Origin of the sequence: Marinobacter arenosus, assembly GCF_019264345.1 — a bacterium.
Taxonomy (GTDB): domain Bacteria; phylum Pseudomonadota; class Gammaproteobacteria; order Pseudomonadales; family Oleiphilaceae; genus Marinobacter; species Marinobacter arenosus.
Genome location: NZ_JAHVAO010000001.1, coordinates 750,314 through 767,782, shown reverse-complemented (window position 1 = coordinate 767,782; position 17,469 = coordinate 750,314). Strand labels below are relative to the sequence as shown.

General features: G+C 57.7%; 18 protein-coding genes. 5 read left to right on the top strand and 13 right to left on the bottom strand.

What is annotated here, in order from left to right; translation table 11 throughout:
• Positions 1-209 precede the first annotated feature (209 nt).
• On the top strand, positions 210-695 hold the full coding sequence (locus KXD86_RS03510) for a glutathione peroxidase (protein ID WP_218634694.1): 486 nt from the start codon (positions 210-212) through the stop codon (positions 693-695).
• A 2-nt stretch (positions 696-697) separates the two neighbouring features.
• Complete coding sequence (locus KXD86_RS03505; RefSeq protein ID WP_218634693.1) at positions 698-1,165, top strand: MarR family winged helix-turn-helix transcriptional regulator; 468 nt, start codon at positions 698-700, stop codon at positions 1,163-1,165.
• On the opposite strand, the gene KXD86_RS03500 is transcribed toward KXD86_RS03505, so the two are convergent.
• Both KXD86_RS03500 and KXD86_RS03495 read right to left on the bottom strand, forming a co-directional pair.
• Entirely contained in the window at positions 1,128-3,389 is a 2,262-nt protein-coding gene (locus tag KXD86_RS03500) for a hybrid sensor histidine kinase/response regulator (RefSeq protein ID WP_228739447.1), read from the bottom strand. The genes KXD86_RS03505 and KXD86_RS03500 overlap by 38 nt on opposite strands.
• Before the next feature lie 118 nt (positions 3,390-3,507).
• Positions 3,508-4,281, bottom strand: a complete 774-nt coding sequence (locus KXD86_RS03495; RefSeq protein WP_218634691.1) for a hypothetical protein — start codon at positions 4,279-4,281, stop codon at positions 3,508-3,510.
• A 256-nt stretch (positions 4,282-4,537) separates the two neighbouring features.
• Here KXD86_RS03495 and KXD86_RS03490 point away from each other — a divergent pair, with 256 nt between their 5' ends.
• Positions 4,538-5,548, top strand: a complete 1,011-nt coding sequence (locus KXD86_RS03490) for a LysR family transcriptional regulator (protein ID WP_218634690.1) — start codon at positions 4,538-4,540, stop codon at positions 5,546-5,548.
• Here the strand turns inward: KXD86_RS03490 and KXD86_RS03485 are convergent.
• The 8 genes from KXD86_RS03485 to KXD86_RS18995 all read right to left on the bottom strand — a co-directional run bounded on the left by KXD86_RS03485 (position 5,537) and on the right by KXD86_RS18995 (position 12,626).
• Entirely contained in the window at positions 5,537-6,502 is a 966-nt protein-coding gene (locus tag KXD86_RS03485; protein WP_218634689.1) for a GNAT family N-acetyltransferase, read from the bottom strand. The genes KXD86_RS03490 and KXD86_RS03485 overlap by 12 nt on opposite strands.
• A 9-nt stretch (positions 6,503-6,511) precedes the next feature.
• Positions 6,512-7,663, bottom strand: coding sequence for a cupin domain-containing protein (locus KXD86_RS03480; protein ID WP_218634688.1), 1,152 nt, complete (start codon positions 7,661-7,663; stop codon positions 6,512-6,514).
• A 16-nt stretch (positions 7,664-7,679) separates the two neighbouring features.
• A complete protein-coding gene (purB, locus tag KXD86_RS03475; RefSeq protein WP_218634687.1) occupies positions 7,680-9,047 on the bottom strand; it encodes an adenylosuccinate lyase in 1,368 nt (455 codons plus the stop codon).
• 94 nt (positions 9,048-9,141) lie between these two features.
• Positions 9,142-9,780 carry a high frequency lysogenization protein HflD gene (hflD, locus tag KXD86_RS03470; protein WP_218634686.1) on the bottom strand — a complete coding sequence of 213 codons (639 nt, stop codon included), beginning with the start codon at positions 9,778-9,780 and terminating at the stop codon, positions 9,142-9,144.
• Positions 9,777-10,955 (bottom strand): tRNA 2-thiouridine(34) synthase MnmA, encoded by a 1,179-nt coding sequence (mnmA, locus tag KXD86_RS03465; protein ID WP_218634685.1) that lies wholly within the window; start codon positions 10,953-10,955, stop codon positions 9,777-9,779. The genes hflD and mnmA overlap by 4 nt, the downstream gene beginning before the upstream one ends.
• A gap of 50 nt (positions 10,956-11,005) precedes the next feature.
• Positions 11,006-11,455, bottom strand: coding sequence for an NUDIX hydrolase (locus KXD86_RS03460; RefSeq protein ID WP_218634684.1), 450 nt, complete (start codon positions 11,453-11,455; stop codon positions 11,006-11,008).
• The gene (locus tag KXD86_RS03455) at positions 11,452-12,093 is read right to left on the bottom strand and encodes a pseudouridine synthase (protein ID WP_218634683.1); all 642 of its coding nucleotides are present in this window, start codon (positions 12,091-12,093) and stop codon (positions 11,452-11,454) included. The genes KXD86_RS03460 and KXD86_RS03455 overlap by 4 nt, the downstream gene beginning before the upstream one ends.
• Positions 12,094-12,314: 221 nt before the next feature.
• Positions 12,315-12,626 carry a cold shock domain-containing protein gene (locus KXD86_RS18995; protein WP_218634682.1) on the bottom strand — a complete coding sequence of 104 codons (312 nt, stop codon included), beginning with the start codon at positions 12,624-12,626 and terminating at the stop codon, positions 12,315-12,317.
• A gap of 316 nt (positions 12,627-12,942) precedes the next feature.
• On the opposite strand from KXD86_RS18995, the gene clpS reads away from it, so the two are divergent.
• Both clpS and clpA read left to right on the top strand, forming a co-directional pair.
• Positions 12,943-13,302, top strand: coding sequence for an ATP-dependent Clp protease adapter ClpS (gene clpS, locus KXD86_RS03445; RefSeq protein WP_228739312.1), 360 nt, complete (start codon positions 12,943-12,945; stop codon positions 13,300-13,302).
• An 18-nt stretch (positions 13,303-13,320) separates the two neighbouring features.
• Positions 13,321-15,591 (top strand): ATP-dependent Clp protease ATP-binding subunit ClpA, encoded by a 2,271-nt coding sequence (clpA, locus tag KXD86_RS03440; protein WP_218634681.1) that lies wholly within the window; start codon positions 13,321-13,323, stop codon positions 15,589-15,591.
• A 121-nt stretch (positions 15,592-15,712) separates the two neighbouring features.
• Here clpA and infA read toward each other — a convergent pair whose 3' ends face one another.
• From infA to aat, 3 genes are all read right to left on the bottom strand, one after another.
• Positions 15,713-15,931, bottom strand: coding sequence for a translation initiation factor IF-1 (gene infA, locus KXD86_RS03435; RefSeq protein WP_014421226.1), 219 nt, complete (start codon positions 15,929-15,931; stop codon positions 15,713-15,715).
• Between the two features lie 82 nt (positions 15,932-16,013).
• Entirely contained in the window at positions 16,014-16,727 is a 714-nt protein-coding gene (locus KXD86_RS03430) for an arginyltransferase (protein ID WP_218634680.1), read from the bottom strand.
• Positions 16,728-17,441: a leucyl/phenylalanyl-tRNA--protein transferase gene (gene aat, locus KXD86_RS03425; RefSeq protein WP_218634679.1), complete on the bottom strand. Its 714-nt coding sequence runs from the start codon at positions 17,439-17,441 to the stop codon at positions 16,728-16,730.
• Positions 17,442-17,469 lie beyond the last annotated feature (28 nt).

Below are 17,469 nucleotides of genomic sequence, written 5' to 3'. Positions count from 1 at the left end.
GTAACAGGCCTTTATTCTAGCGGAGCGAGGGGCGGCGGCAACAGGGGAATTATGATGAATTGTGGCGTGGTCGGGCAGATTTGGCGGTTAAAGCTGGAGTCCTGTTTGAGCGGATGACCATTCAGGCCCGGAAAGCCTTGGTTTTCCATTTAGCATTGTGCACAATTGAATTTCGGAAAATATAAATAAACAAGCCCAAGGAGGCCTGTGTGTCTGAATCGAGCGTTTACGACTTCACTGTCACCGACATCAAGGGAAACGAGAAAAGCCTGGCTGATTACCGTGGCAAGGTGCTTCTGATTGTGAATACCGCCAGTAAGTGCGGCTTTACTCCCCAATTCGAGGGTCTGCAGACCCTGCACAAGGAGCTGGGAGAAAGTGGCCTTGAGGTGCTCGGGTTCCCTTGCAATCAGTTCATGAATCAGGATCCGGGCAACGACGATGCCATCAGTGAATTCTGCAGCCTCAATTACGGCGTAGACTTCCCGATGTTCTCGAAGATAGAAGTGAACGGCTCGGGCGCCCATCCGCTTTACCAGTTTCTGAAGCGTGAGGCCAAGGGCCTGATGGGTTCTGAAAAGGTAAAGTGGAACTTCACCAAGTTCCTGGTGGGCAAGGACGGGCAAGTGATTCGACGCTATCCGCCGACGGCCAAGCCCCAGGATATCCGCAAAGACATCGAGAAGCTTCTGTAGCCATGGGAATACCCGACGGGACACTGTCTCTGGAAAACCAGATCTGCTTTGCGCTCTATGCCGCCAACCGGGCGGTGACTGCCCGTTACCGCCCGCTGCTGGCGGATCTGGATCTCACCTACCCGCAATACCTCACCATGCTGGTGTTGTGGGAGCAGAAGGAGGGCGGGGGCGTTACCCGGGTATCCGATCTCGGCCGCCGGCTTAGATTGGACTCGGGAACCCTGACGCCCCTGTTGAAAAGGTTGGCCGACCGGGGGCTGCTGGAGCGTCGACGGAGTGCCGAGGATGAGCGGGTGGTCACACTGACGCTGACCGACGCCGGTTGGGCGTTGCGGGAGAAAGCGGGAACGATTCCCGAACGCCTGCTGTGTTCGGTCGGTGTTGAGCCAGAGCGACTGAAAGCATTGCGGCAGGAATTGAAAGCGGTGCTTACGGCTCTTGAGGGGGAGGGGGGGCCCAGCGACTGATTGCCGCCCGCAATTCCTCCCGGTTGTATGGTTTGGTGACGTAATCGTTCATGCCCGCGGCTATGCAGTCCTCTCGGTCTCCTTGCATGACATTGGCGGTCACGGCGATGATTGACAGGTCTTTCCATTCCGGATTCTTCCGGATTTTACGAGTGGCCTCGTAGCCATCCATCACGGGCATCTGGCAGTCCATCAGCACCAGGTCATAATTCCGCGCGTGCAGGGCATCCAGAGCCTGTTGGCCGTTTTCAACGTGTTCCACCTGATGCCCAAGTTTCTTGAGCAGGCTGCTGGCCACCATCTGGTTCACCTGGTTGTCTTCGACCAGCAGGATCTTGAGTGGTCTGCTGTCCTCCTCTTTACGGGCCACCGGGGCGGGTTGGAATGCCGTCTCGTTGCGGAGAATTCCGACAGCCCGGCACAGACAGCGGTAAAGCTCGTCCCGGCGAACCGGCAGGGACAGGATCTGGTCCTCGGGTTTGCCGCGAACCGCCGAGCCGGATCGGTCGGCGAGAATCACACCCTCTCCCTGCCAGGTCGGGGCAACTCTGTCGGTATCCTCGGCCAGCACGATCAGGATACCCTTGTGGTGCTGACTGATATCCCACGCCGGAATCTGCCAGGCGCTGAGTTGCCGTTCGATCGGCCGGCGGTGCGGGTTGTCAGCGGGTATGGCCAGAGCTACACCAATCTCACGAAGTTTGGCAGCGACCTGCGGTAACCCGTCGGGGCTGCTGTCCTCATGCATTGGCAGCGGGAGCGTGACCGTAAAGTGAGTGCCACGGCCCTCTCTGGAGTCCACCAGAATCTGACCGTGCATTCGCTCCACCAATTGCCGGCAGAGGGTCAGGCCCAGGCCCGTGCCTCCGTACAGTCGGGTGGTGTCAGCATCCGCCTGGGAGAACGGTGAAAATATCCGGTGCAGTCCCTCAGAGGACATGCCAATGCCGGTGTCGATGACATCCAGTCTGAGGCTTCCGGCCGAGTAGGCCGCCTTGACATACACCGAGCCCTCGTCGGTGAACTTGATGGCGTTGCTGAGGAGGTTGTTGAGTATCTGGCGGGCCCGGGTCGGGTCACCCAGAAAGCTCTCGGGGAGGGCGGGATCTACCTCGCTGACCAGATCAATCCGTTTGCGGCGGGCCTGTTGCGCATGCAGGGTGGCGGACTCTTCGATCAGGTTACGCATGCTGAAGGGTATGTTCTCCAGGCTGAGTTTGCCGGCTTCGACTTTCGAGATATCGAGGATATCGTTGAGCAGGCCAAGCAGGCTTTCCCCCGCGTTGAAGGCGATCTCCAGCCGATTGCGTTGGGTCGAGTCCAGTTCCCCTTCAAGAGCGAGGCCCAGCATGCCCAGCACCCCGTTAAGGGGGGTGCGGATCTCATGGCTCATGCTGGCGAGAAAGTTGGCCCGGGCCCGGGCTCGACGGACTGCGTCTTCCTTGGCCTTGATCAGCGCGCGGTTACCGCGCTGGAGCGCATCGTTTTTCTCCGAGATCTCGCGCGTCCGGTCTTCCACTTCCCGTTCCAGTTGGAATGAGTAGTTTTTCATGGCACTTTCGGCGGTCCGGAGCTGGGCAAGGCTGGAATCAATGGTCTCGAGGTGCTGGTTGATAATGCCCACCATGGTGCCGATTTCGTCGTCCTGGTGGTTGGCCGGCACCGGCAGTCGGACTTTCTCCGGGGTACTCGCCTTGACCTGCGACAACGCGCTGATTACGTTCAGCATTGGCCGTGTCAGAACCAGATAAAAAATACCCAGCAGGGCCGCCGTGAGGGTCAGGCTCTTGAGCAGACCGCTTATAAGCGTGTAAGTGGCGCGTTCGAGAAACTGGAGGCCGTAATGATAGGTGTCGATGGTGACGATCAGTTGCCCCAGTGGCAGGTCCTCAAGTTGCGGCACTCGCAACTCCTGGCTGAAAACCCGGCTGGAATCGAACAGCAAGTCGCTGGCCCAGCGGTAGGGCGAGTCCGGGCTGCTCTGGCTTGCGGCGGCCATGGTCTGGCCATCGTTGTCGATGATTCTGGCGTCGATCGTGGCCGGGTGGCGAAGCAGACCGTCCAGCAGTTCCTCGGCCAGCCGGACATCAATGTTGTAGGCAATTTGGGAGGCCGGGCTCACACTGATATTAATCAGGGCGTGAATTTCCTCCTCCATGGATGCCCGGGCGTTAAAGTAATCCAGGGTGATCTGAATCAGGTTCAGTACGAGCCCCAACGCCATGGCGACCAGAACCGTATCTCGGGTCAGACGGAAGGAGAGTCGCTTTCTGAAACCATTGATCACTGGAGTTTACTGTCCCTGTTAACGGGGCAGTGTGAGCTGCCCGGTTCAACTGCCGTTAATCGTCGTAGTCGGCCTTTTTCTTCCATTCGTCGTCATGCAGGAAGGTATCCCACTCACGATCCAGCTTGGATGCGGACTCGGCACTTGCAGTGTCCCGGCCTTCATTGCTCAGTGCTTCCAGTTCCTTGATCCGGGTTCGGAAGCTTTTGACGGCTTTCATCGCCAGTGGGTTGTCGCGAGATTTGCCCATCTCGGTACTGGCAAGGTGATAGGCGTGAATGGCCTTGCGAATCTGGTTCTGACGAACATAGTCCCGAGCCTGGAAAACATGCAAGTCCGCGTGGGTCTTGTGAACCAGGAACAGCACGTACTTCAGGTTCTTCTTGGCACTTCCGGCGTCTATCCGGCCGCTCTTGTGCATGCCTTCGATCATTTTGAACAGATTTTGCAGCAACTCCTTCACGTAAGTGGATTTCTCCGGCGAGTCAATCTTGACCGGTGCCCGGGAGTCCTGCTTTTCGAGAATCTGGGTCTTGAGCTGCAGTGTGGAGTCCTGCCACTTCTTGACGGGAAGGTTTGCTTTGAGGGCGACCAGGTCAGAGCAAGCTTCTTCCATGCGCTTGATGAGAAGCAGCTTGAGGTCGGTGGTCAGGTATTGGCCGGGAATCTCAGACAGTAACCGTTGGGCCCGATTGTAGGCGTCTTCCTGCGCCGTCACCTTTCGGGCGCGCTCTATTCGGGCTTTCTCACGCATCTGGCTCAAAACGATGATCGCGATGGAGATCGTTACGAGGGCAGCCAGTACTATTACGATTGTTGTTGTATCCATCTTGTCAGCGATGACTCCGGCTTCTGGATCAATGGATGGCAGGTGCGAATGCCGGCCTCAAGCTACCGATAGTATTCAGTAACCCAAGGAAAGACTAGCAGAATTACGGTACTGAAACCGTTGCAAAATGTGAAAGTTGCCGCTCTGTATTGATTTCGTGAATCATCTGTTTCGTGTATATTGCCCTGGTGAATGATGGGGTGGTCTTCCGCCTATCCGCCTATCCGCAAATCTGCCTGGCCTTCCGGAGTTACCGATGGATATTTCCCGCGTTGATCTGAATCTGCTGGTTTACCTTGATGTCCTGCTGCGGGAACGGAACGTCACCAAGGCGGCAAACCATCTTGGTATAACCCAGCCGGCCATGAGCAACGGGCTCAGGCGCCTGCGGGATCTGTTCGGTGACCCCTTGCTGGTCCGCACCAGCGAGGGTATGACGGCCACCGAGCGCGGCCGTGAACTGCAGCCGTTGGTACGGAGTATACTGTCGGATATTGAGCAGGCGGTGCAGGAAAAAACGCCATTTTCCGCACTCGAAAGCCAACGGGTGTTCCGCATCATGGCCAGTGATTATGCCGAGTCCTGCCTGATGCCCAGGGTTCTGCGACGGATTCGCCAGGAGGCACCGCACGTCACCCTGGATGTACTGACACCCAGTGACGTCAGCTTCCTCGACGTTGAGCAGGGTCGGCTCGACATGGCCATCAACCGGTTCGACAAGATCCCGCAATCCTTCCATCAGAAAACGCTCTGGACCGAATACTTCTCCTGCCTGATGAACGCCCGGAATCCGATTCTGAAGGAGCCGTTTACTCTCGACACTTACCTGGATGCGAGCCATATCTGGGTCAGCAAAACCGGTTTTGGTGTCGGCGTGGGCGTGAATCCCAAAGATGTCCAGCGTCTTGGCTGGGTAGATGAAGCCCTGTCCCGGATGGGGCGAAAGCGCCAGATATCGGTGTTTACCCGCCATTACCAGGTGGCCATGCTGCTGGCCGAACAGCACGACCTGATCGCAACCCTGCCTTCCCGTGCGGCGTGGCTGCAGAAGGACAACCCGGACCTTGTGGTCAAGGTACCGCCTTTTGAAATTCCGCCTTTCGAACTGAAAATGGCCTGGAGCCCGTTGCTGCAGCACAACAGCGATCATCAGTGGCTACGCAAACTGATTGCGGAGGTTGCCGAAGACGTGGACCGGGAGTTTGCGCCGTTCGGCGCCCAGTTCGAATCCGCTGAAGTGCCCCGGGTGCAGCATTCAGAGCGGTAGTTCCCTCAGCTCCAGAGAGCTCCGGCCGGTGTCCCACATGCGCTGGAAGTTTTCCCCAAGCAGCTTTACCCGACCACCATCAGAAAACTTTGCAAACCCCTCGGGTTTGTAAAAGTCGTGGCGGTATAACACCCCGGAGCGGTCAGCCAGGAGGAACGGCTGGTCGTCAACCGGGTAATCGTCGTTTACCAGTCGAAGTTCAATCCTGCTGGGCAACCGGCGCATCAACTCAACCAGTTGGTGACGGCGCTTGACCAGGGGCTTGTCGTCGTGGATCAGCAACCTGATGTCACTTAGCCTGTGCATTCTCGCCAGAGCGGAGACCAATTCGCGGAACCGATGCCGATCATAAAGATCGTGATCCAGGAAACGATCGTAGAGCCAGAGTCGTTGTCCCGCCTGACCCACCATTGAATCCATCAGGCTGACCATGTGGTGTTCGTTGGAGAACAGCCAGGTTTCCGAATCTTCACCAAGAATCATCGGCGCGGTGCGCTGGTCGATCTCGCAGGCCACGAGTTCAGGCGACAGGCAGCGCATGTCGACGTGGGGAATCCCGGCATCGTCGTAGGGACTGGAGCAGACATGGAAACCAGAACGCTGGTAGAAAGAAATCGCATGTTCCTGGGCTGAAAGCCGAAGCTCATCGAAATGACCGGCGGCCTCGGAAATCAGGTGATGCAGGAGAGCTTCACCGATGCCCCGTCCACGGAAGCCCGGAAGAATCGCCATGCGACCGATATGACCGGTCTCTCCGAGGGTTGAGAACAGTCTGGCGACGCCGACGGGGGTGTTATCCGGCAGGACCGCCAGGTAATGGTCGGCAATCTCGTCGGTGTCATCCCACTCCAGCTCGGGCGGTACGTTCTGTTCTTCAACGAAAACCCGCTGTCGGATGTCGCGGATATGACCCGGAGCCAGTTGCCAGCTGTACTTCCTGAATTTCACTCTCATGGCGACCAACTATTCGAAGTAGACCGAACCCTGATTATACAACGTGCAGAGCAGCCCAAGCAGGGCCTCGTCATCGGCAAATCGGGCAAGCCGTTCTGAGTCGATGCGTGCGCCGGCGCAGAGGAGTTCGGCCATGGGCCGGGCGTCGCCTTTCAGGAGATACTGTTCACCGTCAACGAACAACGCGGTTTCGTCCTCGAAATCGTAATAGGCGAAGCGGGAGCCTTCGTTCCAGCGAAGCTGTTCGCCCGCATGGATGGCAGCAGCGAACTCCTCAACGGATGCTGGCTCCTCTGCCGGCACCACAATGTCCATGTTCTTGGGAGCGGTGGCGTACTGGCCGAACCAGAGGGAAAGCTGGCGTCGATCGCCCAGTTTTTCCCGCAGCACGGCATCGAGTTTGTCGATCACGGCTGGCTGAATGGTTCCCGGATTGTCCTGAACCTGCAGATCCGGGTCGTTCAGGTGATCGCTGGCATCGGATTGGCTACAGAGAAAATCGGTGAACCCGGTCAGGACGTCGTCGATCGTGGGGGCCCGGAATCCCACGGACAGCGTGATGCAGTCGTTCTCGGCGACCCCGTGGTGGCCAATTCCCGGTGGCAGGTACAGCATGTCCCCCGGGGCCAGGGTGACTGTCTCTTCACCATCCCAACTGCTCAGGATTCGCAGCGGGGTGCCCTCCACCCGGGGCGAGGTGTGGTCACAGTGGCCGCCAAACGTCCAGCGACGACGGCCCTGCGCCTGAAGCAGGAATACATCGTACTGATCATAGTGCGGTCCGACACTGCCGCCCTTTGGCGCAAAACTCGCCATGATGTCATCGAGGCGCCAGTTGGGGACGAAGCGGAAATGCTCCAGCAAGTCAGCGACTTCCGGAACCCAGTGATCCAGGCCCTGAACCAGTAATGTCCAGTCATGCTCTGGTAGCTGGCTGAAACGTTCCGGGCTGAAGGGGCCGTTGTGCAGCTGCCAGGGTTTGCCTTCGTCGTTTTCGATGACGATCCGGGACTCGACGGCTTCCTCGCAGGCGAGGCCGGCGAGCTCCTCCGGGCTGACCGGGGATTCCAGGTCCGGAAAGGCCTGGCGGATAACCAGCGGTTTCTTCTGCCAGTAATCCCGCAGAAATTCGGAGGCCGTCAGTCCGCCAAGCATGTCCATATGTGCGCTCCCGGTATCAGATGTTGCGTGCCTGATCGATGGCATTTCCAATGTAGCTGCCCGGAGTCAACGCCATCAACTCCTTCTTGGCAGCCTCGGGAATGTCCAGGGTCTCAACGAAATTCTTGATCAATTCCGGCGTCATTGCCTTGCCGCGGGTCAAAGCCTTGAGCTTTTCGTAGGGCTTTTCGATGTTGTAACGACGCATAACCGTCTGGATCGGTTCCGCCAGCACTTCCCAGGCATGGTCAAGATCTTCGTCAAGGCGTGCAGGGTTGATTTCCAGTTTGCCCAGGCCTTTCAGGGTGGCTTCGTAGGCGATCAGGCTGTGGGCGAAGCCAACACCGAGGTTGCGCAGTACGGTGGAGTCGGTCAGGTCGCGCTGCCAGCGGGAAATCGGAAGCTTGGCGGAGAGGTGGCCAAGCAGTGCATTGGCAATGCCCAGATTGCCCTCGGAGTTCTCGAAATCGATCGGATTGACCTTGTGAGGCATGGTGGAGGAGCCCACTTCACCTTCCACGGTCTTCTGCTTGAAGTAGCCCAGAGAAATGTAGCCCCAGATGTCGCGGTCCAGATCAATCAGGATGGTGTTGAAGCGGGCCACCGCATCGTAAAGCTCGGCGATGTAGTCATGGGGCTCGATCTGGGTGGTGTACGGATTCCAGTCCAGACCCAGGCTTTCGATAAACTCCCGGGCATTGGCGGACCAGTCAATGCTGGGGTAGGCAGAAAGGTGGGCGTTGTAATTGCCAACCGCGCCATTGATCTTGCCCAGCAACTCGGTTGCGCGAATCTGCTTGAGCTGACGGCGCAGGCGATGAACCACGTTCGCCAGTTCCTTGCCGACCGTGGTCGGGGAGGCCGTCTGGCCATGGGTACGGGACAGCATGGGCTGCTCCGCGTGCGCCTGTGCCAGCTCGCCCAGTTTCGCGATCACCTTGTCCATTGCCGGCAGCAGGCCATGGTCGAGGCCTTCACGCAGCATCAAAGCGTGGGAGAGGTTATTGATGTCTTCGGAGGTGCAGGCGAAATGCACAAATTCGGTGACCGCGTGCAGCTCCGGGAACTCGGCAATCTTTTCTTTGATGAAGTACTCGACCGCTTTCACGTCGTGATTGGTCGTGCGCTCGATGTCTTTGATGCGTTCCGCATCCGGCAGTCCGAACTCGCTAACCAGTTTGTCGAGGAACGCGTTCGCCTCGGCAGAAAATGCGGGCACTTCAGCGATCTCCGGGTGGGCCGCCAGTTTCTGCAGCCAGCGAATCTCGACGGTCACGCGGTTCCTGATCAGGCCATATTCACTGAATATGTCTCGGAAGACGCTGACTTTATTGCCGTAACGTCCATCGACCGGGGAAATGGCGGTCAGGGCGGTGAGTTCCATCGAAAACCTCTCAAATCATCAAAGAAACGGGACAAAAGAAAATGTGGGGCGCATATGATACACCAGCACCGCGCCCGAATCAGTCGTATCGAAGCTACAGGGGACGATTGGCTTGCTCTGCCAGCTCCCGGGCGTGCCGAATGACCTTTTTGCGGGCGAAGATCAGTTGCCACCGCCGGCCGCCAGTCTGGCGCCAAAGTACGGCTGAACGGATGCCCGCGAGCAGCAGGGCGCGAACCTTGGCGGCGTTCTCTTCCTGCTGGAGAACCGTGGGGTTGCCACTGACCTGGATCCTCAAGCGGAAGGTGCTGATGGTGTCAGCATAGACCGACGCCAGGTTGCTGATCAGGTTGCCATGGGTGTAGCCAAAATGACTGGCCGTGTGCCGGGCCTGATCGATTCGGCTGCCGATGACGTCCAGCATGTCCGGCCGCCGGTTGAGCTTCGACTCCAGGTGAATGAGGTTCAGGACGTAGCGGAGGACTTCGATATCCTGTTGCTTGCTCTGCTCACTCAGAACCGCTGAGAGCGTGACCAGACCTTCCCGGATATCCGCCAGATCACCACCATACACGTCCAGCGTTGACGCCGGATCGGTGGCAAACAGGGAACGGATACAGGTTTCCAGGCTGGCCTCAGAGCATTGGCCGTTATGTGCGATTTGCTGGACCAGATTGGCTGCCTGGAATACGCCAGCGAGAGCGAGGGTCTGATCATTGAGAGTTCGGCTCATGCACCGGCTTCCTGTTGTGGCATTGTGGCCAGGCGCGCCGGCAGAGCTTCGCCATCGCGCCAGGTTTCTTCGATCACGCCACCGCCCAGGCAGACCTCACCCTCGTAGAAAACCACCGACTGGCCCGGGGTAACGGCTCTTTGGGCATCGTCAAAGACCACCTTGACGCCGTTCTCCAGCACCTGGACCTCGCAGTCCTGATCCGGTTGCCGATAGCGGGTCTTGGCCTTGCAGCGGAAACGAGTGGCTGATGCTTCCCCCGCCACCCAGTCGATGGGGCCGGACACGAGCCCGCGGGAGAACAGCAGTGGATGATGTTTGCCCTGCACCGCGATCAGAACGTTTCTGTCCAGGTCCTTTTCAGCGACATACCAGGGCTCGTCTCCGAAGTCGCTGAGCCCGCCGATTCCAAGCCCCTGACGCTGCCCGATGGTGTGGTACATCAGACCTTGGTGCCGGCCGATGACCTGGCCCTCTGGCGTTTCGATGTCGCCGGGCTGGGCCGGCAGGTACTGCTTCAGGAAGTCGGTGAACTTACGCTCACCGATGAAGCAGATGCCGGTTGAATCTTTCTTGTCGTGGGTGACAAAGCCCTGGGCTTCGGCAATTCGCCGAACTTCCGGCTTTTCCAGTTCCCCGACCGGAAACAGGGTTCGGGCGATGCGTTCGCCGGATACCGCATGCAGGAAGTAGCTCTGGTCCTTGTTGGGATCGAGCCCCTTGAGAAGCAGGGCCTTGCCCGAGCCGTCATCCAGTGGCCGCTGGCGTGTGTAGTGTCCGGTGGCTATAAAATCGGCACCCAGGGTAACCGCGTAGTCCAGGAACGCCCGGAACTTGACCTCCTTATTGCAGAGGATGTCAGGATTGGGCGTCCGCCCGGCGGTATACTCGGACAGGAAGTGTTCAAACACGCGATCCCAGTACTCGGCAGCGAAGCTTGCGGTGTGAAGCTTAATGCCAATGGCATCGGCAACCGCCTGAGCGTCCGCGAGGTCGGTCATGGCAGTGCAGTATTCGGTACCGTCGTCTTCGTCCCAGTTCTTCATGAACAATCCTTCGACCTGGTAACCCTGCTCCTTCAGCAGCCAGGCTGCGACAGATGAGTCCACCCCGCCGGACATGCCGACGATCACTCGGGTGTTTGCTACGGGACGTGTTTCGGTTGCGTGTGTCATGAAAACTTCAATCTGGGTGAAAAGCCGGCAAGTTTACCATTTGTCCGTCGTTACGTCTGCGTATCCACCACCACATCCAGCGGATAGCGACGCCCGTTTCGGTAATCTTCTATGCACTCGAGGACCAATGGGCTCCGAAGTTGGTTCCCCAGTTGGCGAATGTCCTCCAGGTGCATCCAGTGGGCGGCAATGATGCCCGCATCCAGTTTATCGGTGACGCGCTCGAGCGCACGGGCGGCATAGCAGAACCGGTAGTAAGTGACACCGTTGGCCGGCGCCTTGTAGGTATACACTCCGAGGAAATGCACGGGTTCGACGCGCCAGCCGGTCTCCTCCAGGGTTTCACGTCTGACGGCGTCCAGAATGGCCTCATCCTCTTCGACATGACCGGCCGGCTGGTTGAAGACAACGCGGCCGCCGCTGAGCTCTTCAACAACCAGGTAGCGGCCTTCCTGGTCTTCAACAATGACGGCCACGGTGGCGTGAGGGGTCCAGGTCATCGTTTTCTGGCGCTCCTTGGTGATTTGCCAAATTTCCGGGTCGCTGCGGGGCGCTTCCGGCGTGGTCCCGGTTCGGGGATATGAACCTCCACGGTTCGGAACTGGCCGGGTTTCAAACCGTCCAGCGTCCAGTCCCCTATACGGTAGCGAATGAGCCTGAGCGTTGGGAAGCCAACGGCGGCGGTCATGCGCCGGACCTGCCGATTGCGGCCCTCGGTGATGGTGAGTTCCAGCCAACTCGTCGGAACGGATTCCCGGTATCGAACCGGTGGGGTTCTGTCCCAGACGACGGGGTCGTCCATCCTCGCTGCCCGGGCAGGTGCCGTTGCTCCATCTTTGAGTCTGACACCGTGTTCCAGCTGGGCGAGCGCGTCGTCGGTAATCCGGCCTTCCACCTGCACCCAATAGGTTTTTGGCATCTTCTGGGACGGGGAGGCAATGCGATGCTGCAGGGAACCTTCATTGGTCAGAAGCAACAGTCCTTCCGAATCGTAATCCAGTCTACCCGCCGGATAGACACCGGGCACCGGGATCCAATCAGCCAGCGTTGCCCGGACGGGCTTGGACGGATCCCGGCGATCATCTGTGAACTGGCTCAGAACTCGAAAAGGTTTATTGAAAAGAATCAGATCGGCCATTCCAGTCAGCGCATGCGGAGTGATAGATTGGGTTAGGACTGGAAGGGTACTTTAACCGTGGCGAATGACAAAGCCCGGAGAGAGCGTCTTCAGGGAGGCGCTGCATGAATGCCCAAAGCGACGAGTGCCCGGAATCTGTCCAGGCTGGTTTTGGTGAATACCAGCTTGACTGCGCCTACGTTTCAGACAGCAGGCGCCCCGGGGCGCTCCGCGAGACCCAGTCAGGCGTTCGCGGCACGGGGTGGGTAGTCACCTCGACCGGAGTCGTCGGAATCCGATTTTTTTTCGGCCGACGTCCCGGAGCCATCCGGGGATTGTTTCTGGGGCTGTTCGTCGGGAACGATGTTGATCGCGTGAACGCCCTTGTCGCTGGGTTTTTTGTCAAAGGTGACGGTCTGGCCGGCTTTCAGAGTTTTGTATCCTTCCATCTGAACCGACGAAAAGTGGGCAAACAGGTCATCGCTGCAGCCATCCTCAATAATGAAACCGTATCCTTTGGCATTGTTGAACCACTTGACCTTGCCTCTTGGCATGATGAACTCCCCTGTCCATGTGCTGTCTTACTTTATTATTGGTGCTGTGCGCGTTCCGGTCGGGAGCGCCCGACACGGATCCTGTTACGTAAAGCTCGCATGAATTTACACTATTTAACAATGCTACTTAACTTTCGACCAATCGACGCGTTGAGTCAATAGTTTCTATTACCGGAATGTGTGGTTGAACGCGGTCCGGAACCGGTATCATGCTCGTAGTGATACATACCTCACGCCCGTTTTTTCGAGTGCGCTTGAAAACCCGGGTACAGACAACCACATTTAGGCAAGGGCACCGATAAACCGGTAAAGAATGATGCGGACTATCGAAGATTCTCTACTAGTATTTAATCAAGGGGAGGACGAACAACCGGGACGACAGGATGATCTCAGCGTTGCGCCCGAAAAACCCGCCCTGAAGCATCCGGCGAGGTATCGCGTGGTGCTACTGAACGACGATTACACGCCCATGGATTTTGTGGTGGACGTGTTGATGAAATTCTTCGGCATGAACGAAGAAAAGGCGACGCAGGTGATGCTGCTCGTCCATACGCAAGGAAAAGCCGTATGTGGGGTATATACCCGAGACATCGCAGAAACAAAGGCGGCACAGGTGAACCAGTATTCTTCGGAATGCGAACATCCGCTCCTTTGCGAGATTGAACGTGCGGACTGACAGACGTTGGGGTGGCCCATGCTGAGCAAAGATCTTGAAATTACGCTGAATACGGCCTTCAAAAGTGCCCGGGACAAACGTCATGAATTCATGACGGTCGAGCATTTACTGTTGGCCCTGTTAGACAATGAATCGGCGGTGGGCGTTCTGAAGGCCTGTGGGGCAGATCTCCAGCGACTTCAGGAAGAACTTGTGGAGTTTGTCGATTCCACCACGCCGTTGATCCCCAGTAACGACAGTGAACGCGAGACCCAGCCGACCCTGGGCTTCCAGCGTGTGCTGCAGAGAGCCGTATTCCATGTCCAGTCCTCCGGCAAGAAAGAGGTCACGGGAGCCAATGTCCTGGTGGCAATTTTCAGTGAGCAGGAGAGTCAGGCGGTTTACGTCCTGAAAAAGCAGAGTATTGCTCGAATTGACGTGGTCAACTTCGTGTCTCACGGGATTTCCCGGGTTCAGGGTGCAGAAGATCAGGAAGGGCATGATCAGGCGGCGCCGGATGAGGCTGGCGAAGAAGGTGGTCATTCCAAACCACTGGAAAGCTACTCAACCAACCTCAATGAGCAGGCTCGTCAGGGTCGGATAGATCCCCTGATCGGTCGGGAGCATGAAGTCGAGCGAGTGGTTCAGATTCTGGTGCGTCGGCGCAAGAACAACCCCTTGTTGGTCGGCGAAGCGGGTGTCGGTAAGACCGCGATTGCCGAGGGGCTTGCGAAGCGGATCGTGGACGGCCAGGTTCCGGATATTATCTCGGATGCGGTGGTGTATTCGCTGGATCTGGGCGCGCTGCTGGCGGGAACCAAGTACCGGGGCGATTTCGAGAAGCGACTGAAGGGCCTGCTGGCGGAACTGAAGAAAGAGAAGCACGCCATTCTCTTCATTGACGAGATCCACACGATCATCGGCGCCGGATCGGCATCCGGTGGCGTCATGGATGCGTCGAATCTGCTGAAGCCGATGCTGAGTTCGGGCGAGATCCGTTGCATCGGGTCAACGACGTTCCAGGAGTTCCGCGGAATCTTCGAGAAGGACAGCGCGCTGGCCCGTCGTTTCCAGAAGATCGATGTCAACGAGCCAAGTGTTGAGGACACCTACCAGATTCTGAAGGGCCTCAAGCCGAATTTCGAAAAGCATCACGACCTGAAATACACCGACAAGGCCCTGCGCGTGGCCGCGGAACTGGCGGATCGGTACATTACCGATCGCCATCTGCCGGACAAGGCCATTGACGTGATCGACGAGGCCGGTGCACGGCAGCGCCTGCAACCGGAAAACAAGCGCAAGAAGGCAATCGACGTTTCGGAAATCGAGGATGTGGTGGCCAACATCGCGCGCATCCCGCCGAAAAATGTCTCCACCAGTGACAAGGATCTGCTGCGCAATCTGGAGCGGGACCTCAAGATGGTGGTCTTCGGCCAGGATCCGGCGATCGAATCCCTGTCCACGGCTATCAAACTGGCCCGTGCCGGCTTGAAAGCCCCGGAAAAACCGGAAGGCGCGTTCCTCTTTGCTGGTCCCACCGGTGTGGGCAAGACCGAGGTCACTAAACAGCTGGCCAAGGTGCTGGGCATCGAGCTCGTCCGTTTCGACATGTCCGAGTATATGGAGCGGCATACCGTGTCCCGCCTGATTGGTGCCCCTCCGGGCTACGTCGGGTATGACCAGGGCGGCTTGCTGACCGAGGCGGTCAACAAGCATCCGCATTGCGTACTGCTTCTGGACGAGATCGAGAAAGCCCATCCGGAAGTGTTCAACCTGCTCCTGCAGGTGATGGACCACGGTACGCTGACGGACAACAATGGTCGCAAGGCGGATTTCCGCCACGTGATTCTTGTGATGACCACCAACGCCGGAGCGGAAAGCATGGCCCGTCGCTCAATTGGCTTTAACGAGCAGGACCACAGTACCGATGGCATGGAAATCATCAGCAAGACGTTCACGCCGGAGTTCCGGAACCGTCTCGATGGCATTATCCAGTTTGCCGATCTGCAGAAAGGCACCATCACTCACGTGGTCGACAAGTTCCTCACCGAGTTGCAGGCGCAACTGGATGAGAAGCACGTTGTCCTGCACGTGGATGATGACGCCAAGGTCTGGCTGGCCGATAAGGGGTACGATGTCACCATGGGCGCCCGCCCGATGTCGCGCCTGATTCAGGACAAGATCAAACGTCCGCTGGCGGAGCAGATCCTGTTCGGGCGTCTGTCCGAGAAGGGTGGGGATGTCTACATCCATCTCCGTGATGACGAGTTGGTTTTCGATTACGAGGATGAGCCTGCGGAAGCGGTATAGTCCTCCAGGGATTTTCCCACCAACCAAAAAAACCGCTGCCCATTGGCAGCGGTTTTTTTACTTTCCATACGGTAGAAACGAAAAAAGCCCCGAAGAGGGGCTTTTCAGATGTCAGAAAGCCTTAACGGGCGCGGTACACGATGCGGCCCTTGCTCAGGTCGTAGGGAGTCAGCTCAACCTTGACCTTATCGCCGGTCAGGATGCGGATGTAGTTTTTGCGCATCTTTCCGGAAATATGGGCAGTCACCACGTGGCCGTTGCTGAGTTCAACACGGAACATGGTATTTGGAAGCGTGTCGATAATAACGCCTTCCATTTCAATGACATCTGATTTCGCCATTCAGTAGAAACCTCGCTTGGAATGTACTTCTCGTGATTTTAAATTGCGCAATTCTGCCTGAATTATCGGCATTTGGCAAAAGTCAGTTCAAATCGATGGTCCGCCACTGCCCATCGCGCAACGCTTCGATGGGTTTGAAGCGGGTCTTGTAGTTCATTTTGCGGCATTCGCGAATCCAGTACCCCAGATACAGGTTGGGCAGGCCCCGGCGCCGTGCCTCGTCTATTTGCCAGAGGATGGCGTAGGTGCCGAGGCTCCGGTGTTCGAGTTCCGGCTTGAACACGGTGTAAATCGCAGACAGGCCGTCGTCGAGCAGGTCGATTGCAGCAAGGCCGACCAGTGTGTTCTCCAGCCGTATTTCGAGGAACCACGAATCCGTGGCGCCATCCACCAGGAAGGAGATGAACTGCTCTCGGGACGGCGGATACATGTCACCGTCCTTGTGGCGTTGCTCGATGTATTCGGCATAGAGCCGATAGTACTGCTCGCTGAAGCTCGCGGGCACCAGATTGAACTCCAGGTCCTGATTCTTCCGGAGCACGCGCTTCTGGTTCCTGTCCGGTTCGAAATCATTCACTCTTAGCCGAACCGGAATGCACGCGTTGCAGTTTTCGCAGTGGGGGCGGTAGTAATGGGAGCCGCTCCGGCGAAAACCCAGTGCGGTCAGCTGGCTGTATAGTTTCTTGTCGATGTGCGCCCGTGGATCGACGAACATCGTGGTCGCTTCACGGTCCGGGAGGTAGCTGCAGTCGTGAGGTGGGGTTGCGAAGAACACCAGTGTTCTCAGATTGCTCATTTACGCCTCCGGACCAGGCCATTGCCAGCGAAATGTCCAGTTGTGTCGGGCCGGTTCCCGACCAACGCATGCCCTGAGTATAGATAAAAACTCGCTTCTGGGAATACTACGGGCACCCATCGTGAGCAAATGACGGCTCTCCACCTGGCAGTCCATCATTTTGTAGTCCCATTCCCTGAGCTGATTGGCAAGGTGAACCATCAAGACCTTGGAGGCGTTCGTTTCGAGCGAGAACATGGATTCGCCGAAGAAGCATTGGCCAATCGCCAGTCCATACATTCCGCCGGCCAGCTCACCACTACGATTCCAGACCTCGATCGAGTGGGCATAGCCTTGCCTGTGGAGCTCGGAGTAACTGGCGATCATGTCCTCGGTGATCCATGTGCCCTCAGCCCGCGTTGTCGCACACAAGCGAATGATTCGACCAAAAGCCCGGTCCGCTGTGATCGTGAACCGCCCCTGATTCAGGGTGCGACGCAAGCTGCGGGAAACATGAATGTCGTGAGGAACGAGGACGCAGCGGGGGTCCGGGGACCACCAGAGAATGGGCTGGTCATCACTGTACCAGGGGAAGATTCCGTTTCTGTAGGCAAGGAGGAGTCGTTCGGTAGACAGGTCACCGCCGAGTGCAAGCAGTCCGTCGGGATCGCCGAGTGCTTCGTCCGCGGGCGGGAACCAGAGTTGGTCCGGGTCAAGCCAGGGTAGTGAGGTCATCCTGCTCCGGTTTGGGAGTTTGCCTGCA

Bases quoted from the DNA above. Each gene is read 5' to 3' on its own strand.
- KXD86_RS03505 (WP_218634693.1), top strand. From the start codon at position 698: ATGGGAATACCCGACGGGACACTGTCTCTGGAAAACCAGATCTGCTTT.
- KXD86_RS03500 (WP_228739447.1), bottom strand. From the start codon at position 3,389: ATGGCGTTGGGGCTCGTACTGAACCTGATTCAGATCACCCTGGATTAC.
- KXD86_RS03495 (WP_218634691.1), bottom strand. From the start codon at position 4,281: ATGGATACAACAACAATCGTAATAGTACTGGCTGCCCTCGTAACGATC.
- KXD86_RS03490 (WP_218634690.1), top strand. From the start codon at position 4,538: ATGGATATTTCCCGCGTTGATCTGAATCTGCTGGTTTACCTTGATGTC.
- KXD86_RS03485 (WP_218634689.1), bottom strand. From the start codon at position 6,502: ATGAGAGTGAAATTCAGGAAGTACAGCTGGCAACTGGCTCCGGGTCAT.
- KXD86_RS03480 (WP_218634688.1), bottom strand. From the start codon at position 7,663: ATGGACATGCTTGGCGGACTGACGGCCTCCGAATTTCTGCGGGATTAC.
- purB (WP_218634687.1), bottom strand. From the start codon at position 9,047: ATGGAACTCACCGCCCTGACCGCCATTTCCCCGGTCGATGGACGTTAC.
- hflD (WP_218634686.1), bottom strand. From the start codon at position 9,780: ATGAGCCGAACTCTCAATGATCAGACCCTCGCTCTCGCTGGCGTATTC.
- mnmA (WP_218634685.1), bottom strand. From the start codon at position 10,955: ATGACACACGCAACCGAAACACGTCCCGTAGCAAACACCCGAGTGATC.
- KXD86_RS03460 (WP_218634684.1), bottom strand. From the start codon at position 11,455: ATGACCTGGACCCCTCACGCCACCGTGGCCGTCATTGTTGAAGACCAG.
- KXD86_RS03455 (WP_218634683.1), bottom strand. From the start codon at position 12,093: ATGGCCGATCTGATTCTTTTCAATAAACCTTTTCGAGTTCTGAGCCAG.
- KXD86_RS18995 (WP_218634682.1), bottom strand. From the start codon at position 12,626: ATGCCAAGAGGCAAGGTCAAGTGGTTCAACAATGCCAAAGGATACGGT.
- clpS (WP_228739312.1), top strand. From the start codon at position 12,943: ATGCGGACTATCGAAGATTCTCTACTAGTATTTAATCAAGGGGAGGAC.
- clpA (WP_218634681.1), top strand. From the start codon at position 13,321: ATGCTGAGCAAAGATCTTGAAATTACGCTGAATACGGCCTTCAAAAGT.
- infA (WP_014421226.1), bottom strand. From the start codon at position 15,931: ATGGCGAAATCAGATGTCATTGAAATGGAAGGCGTTATTATCGACACG.
- KXD86_RS03430 (WP_218634680.1), bottom strand. From the start codon at position 16,727: ATGAGCAATCTGAGAACACTGGTGTTCTTCGCAACCCCACCTCACGAC.
- aat (WP_218634679.1), bottom strand. From the start codon at position 17,441: ATGACCTCACTACCCTGGCTTGACCCGGACCAACTCTGGTTCCCGCCC.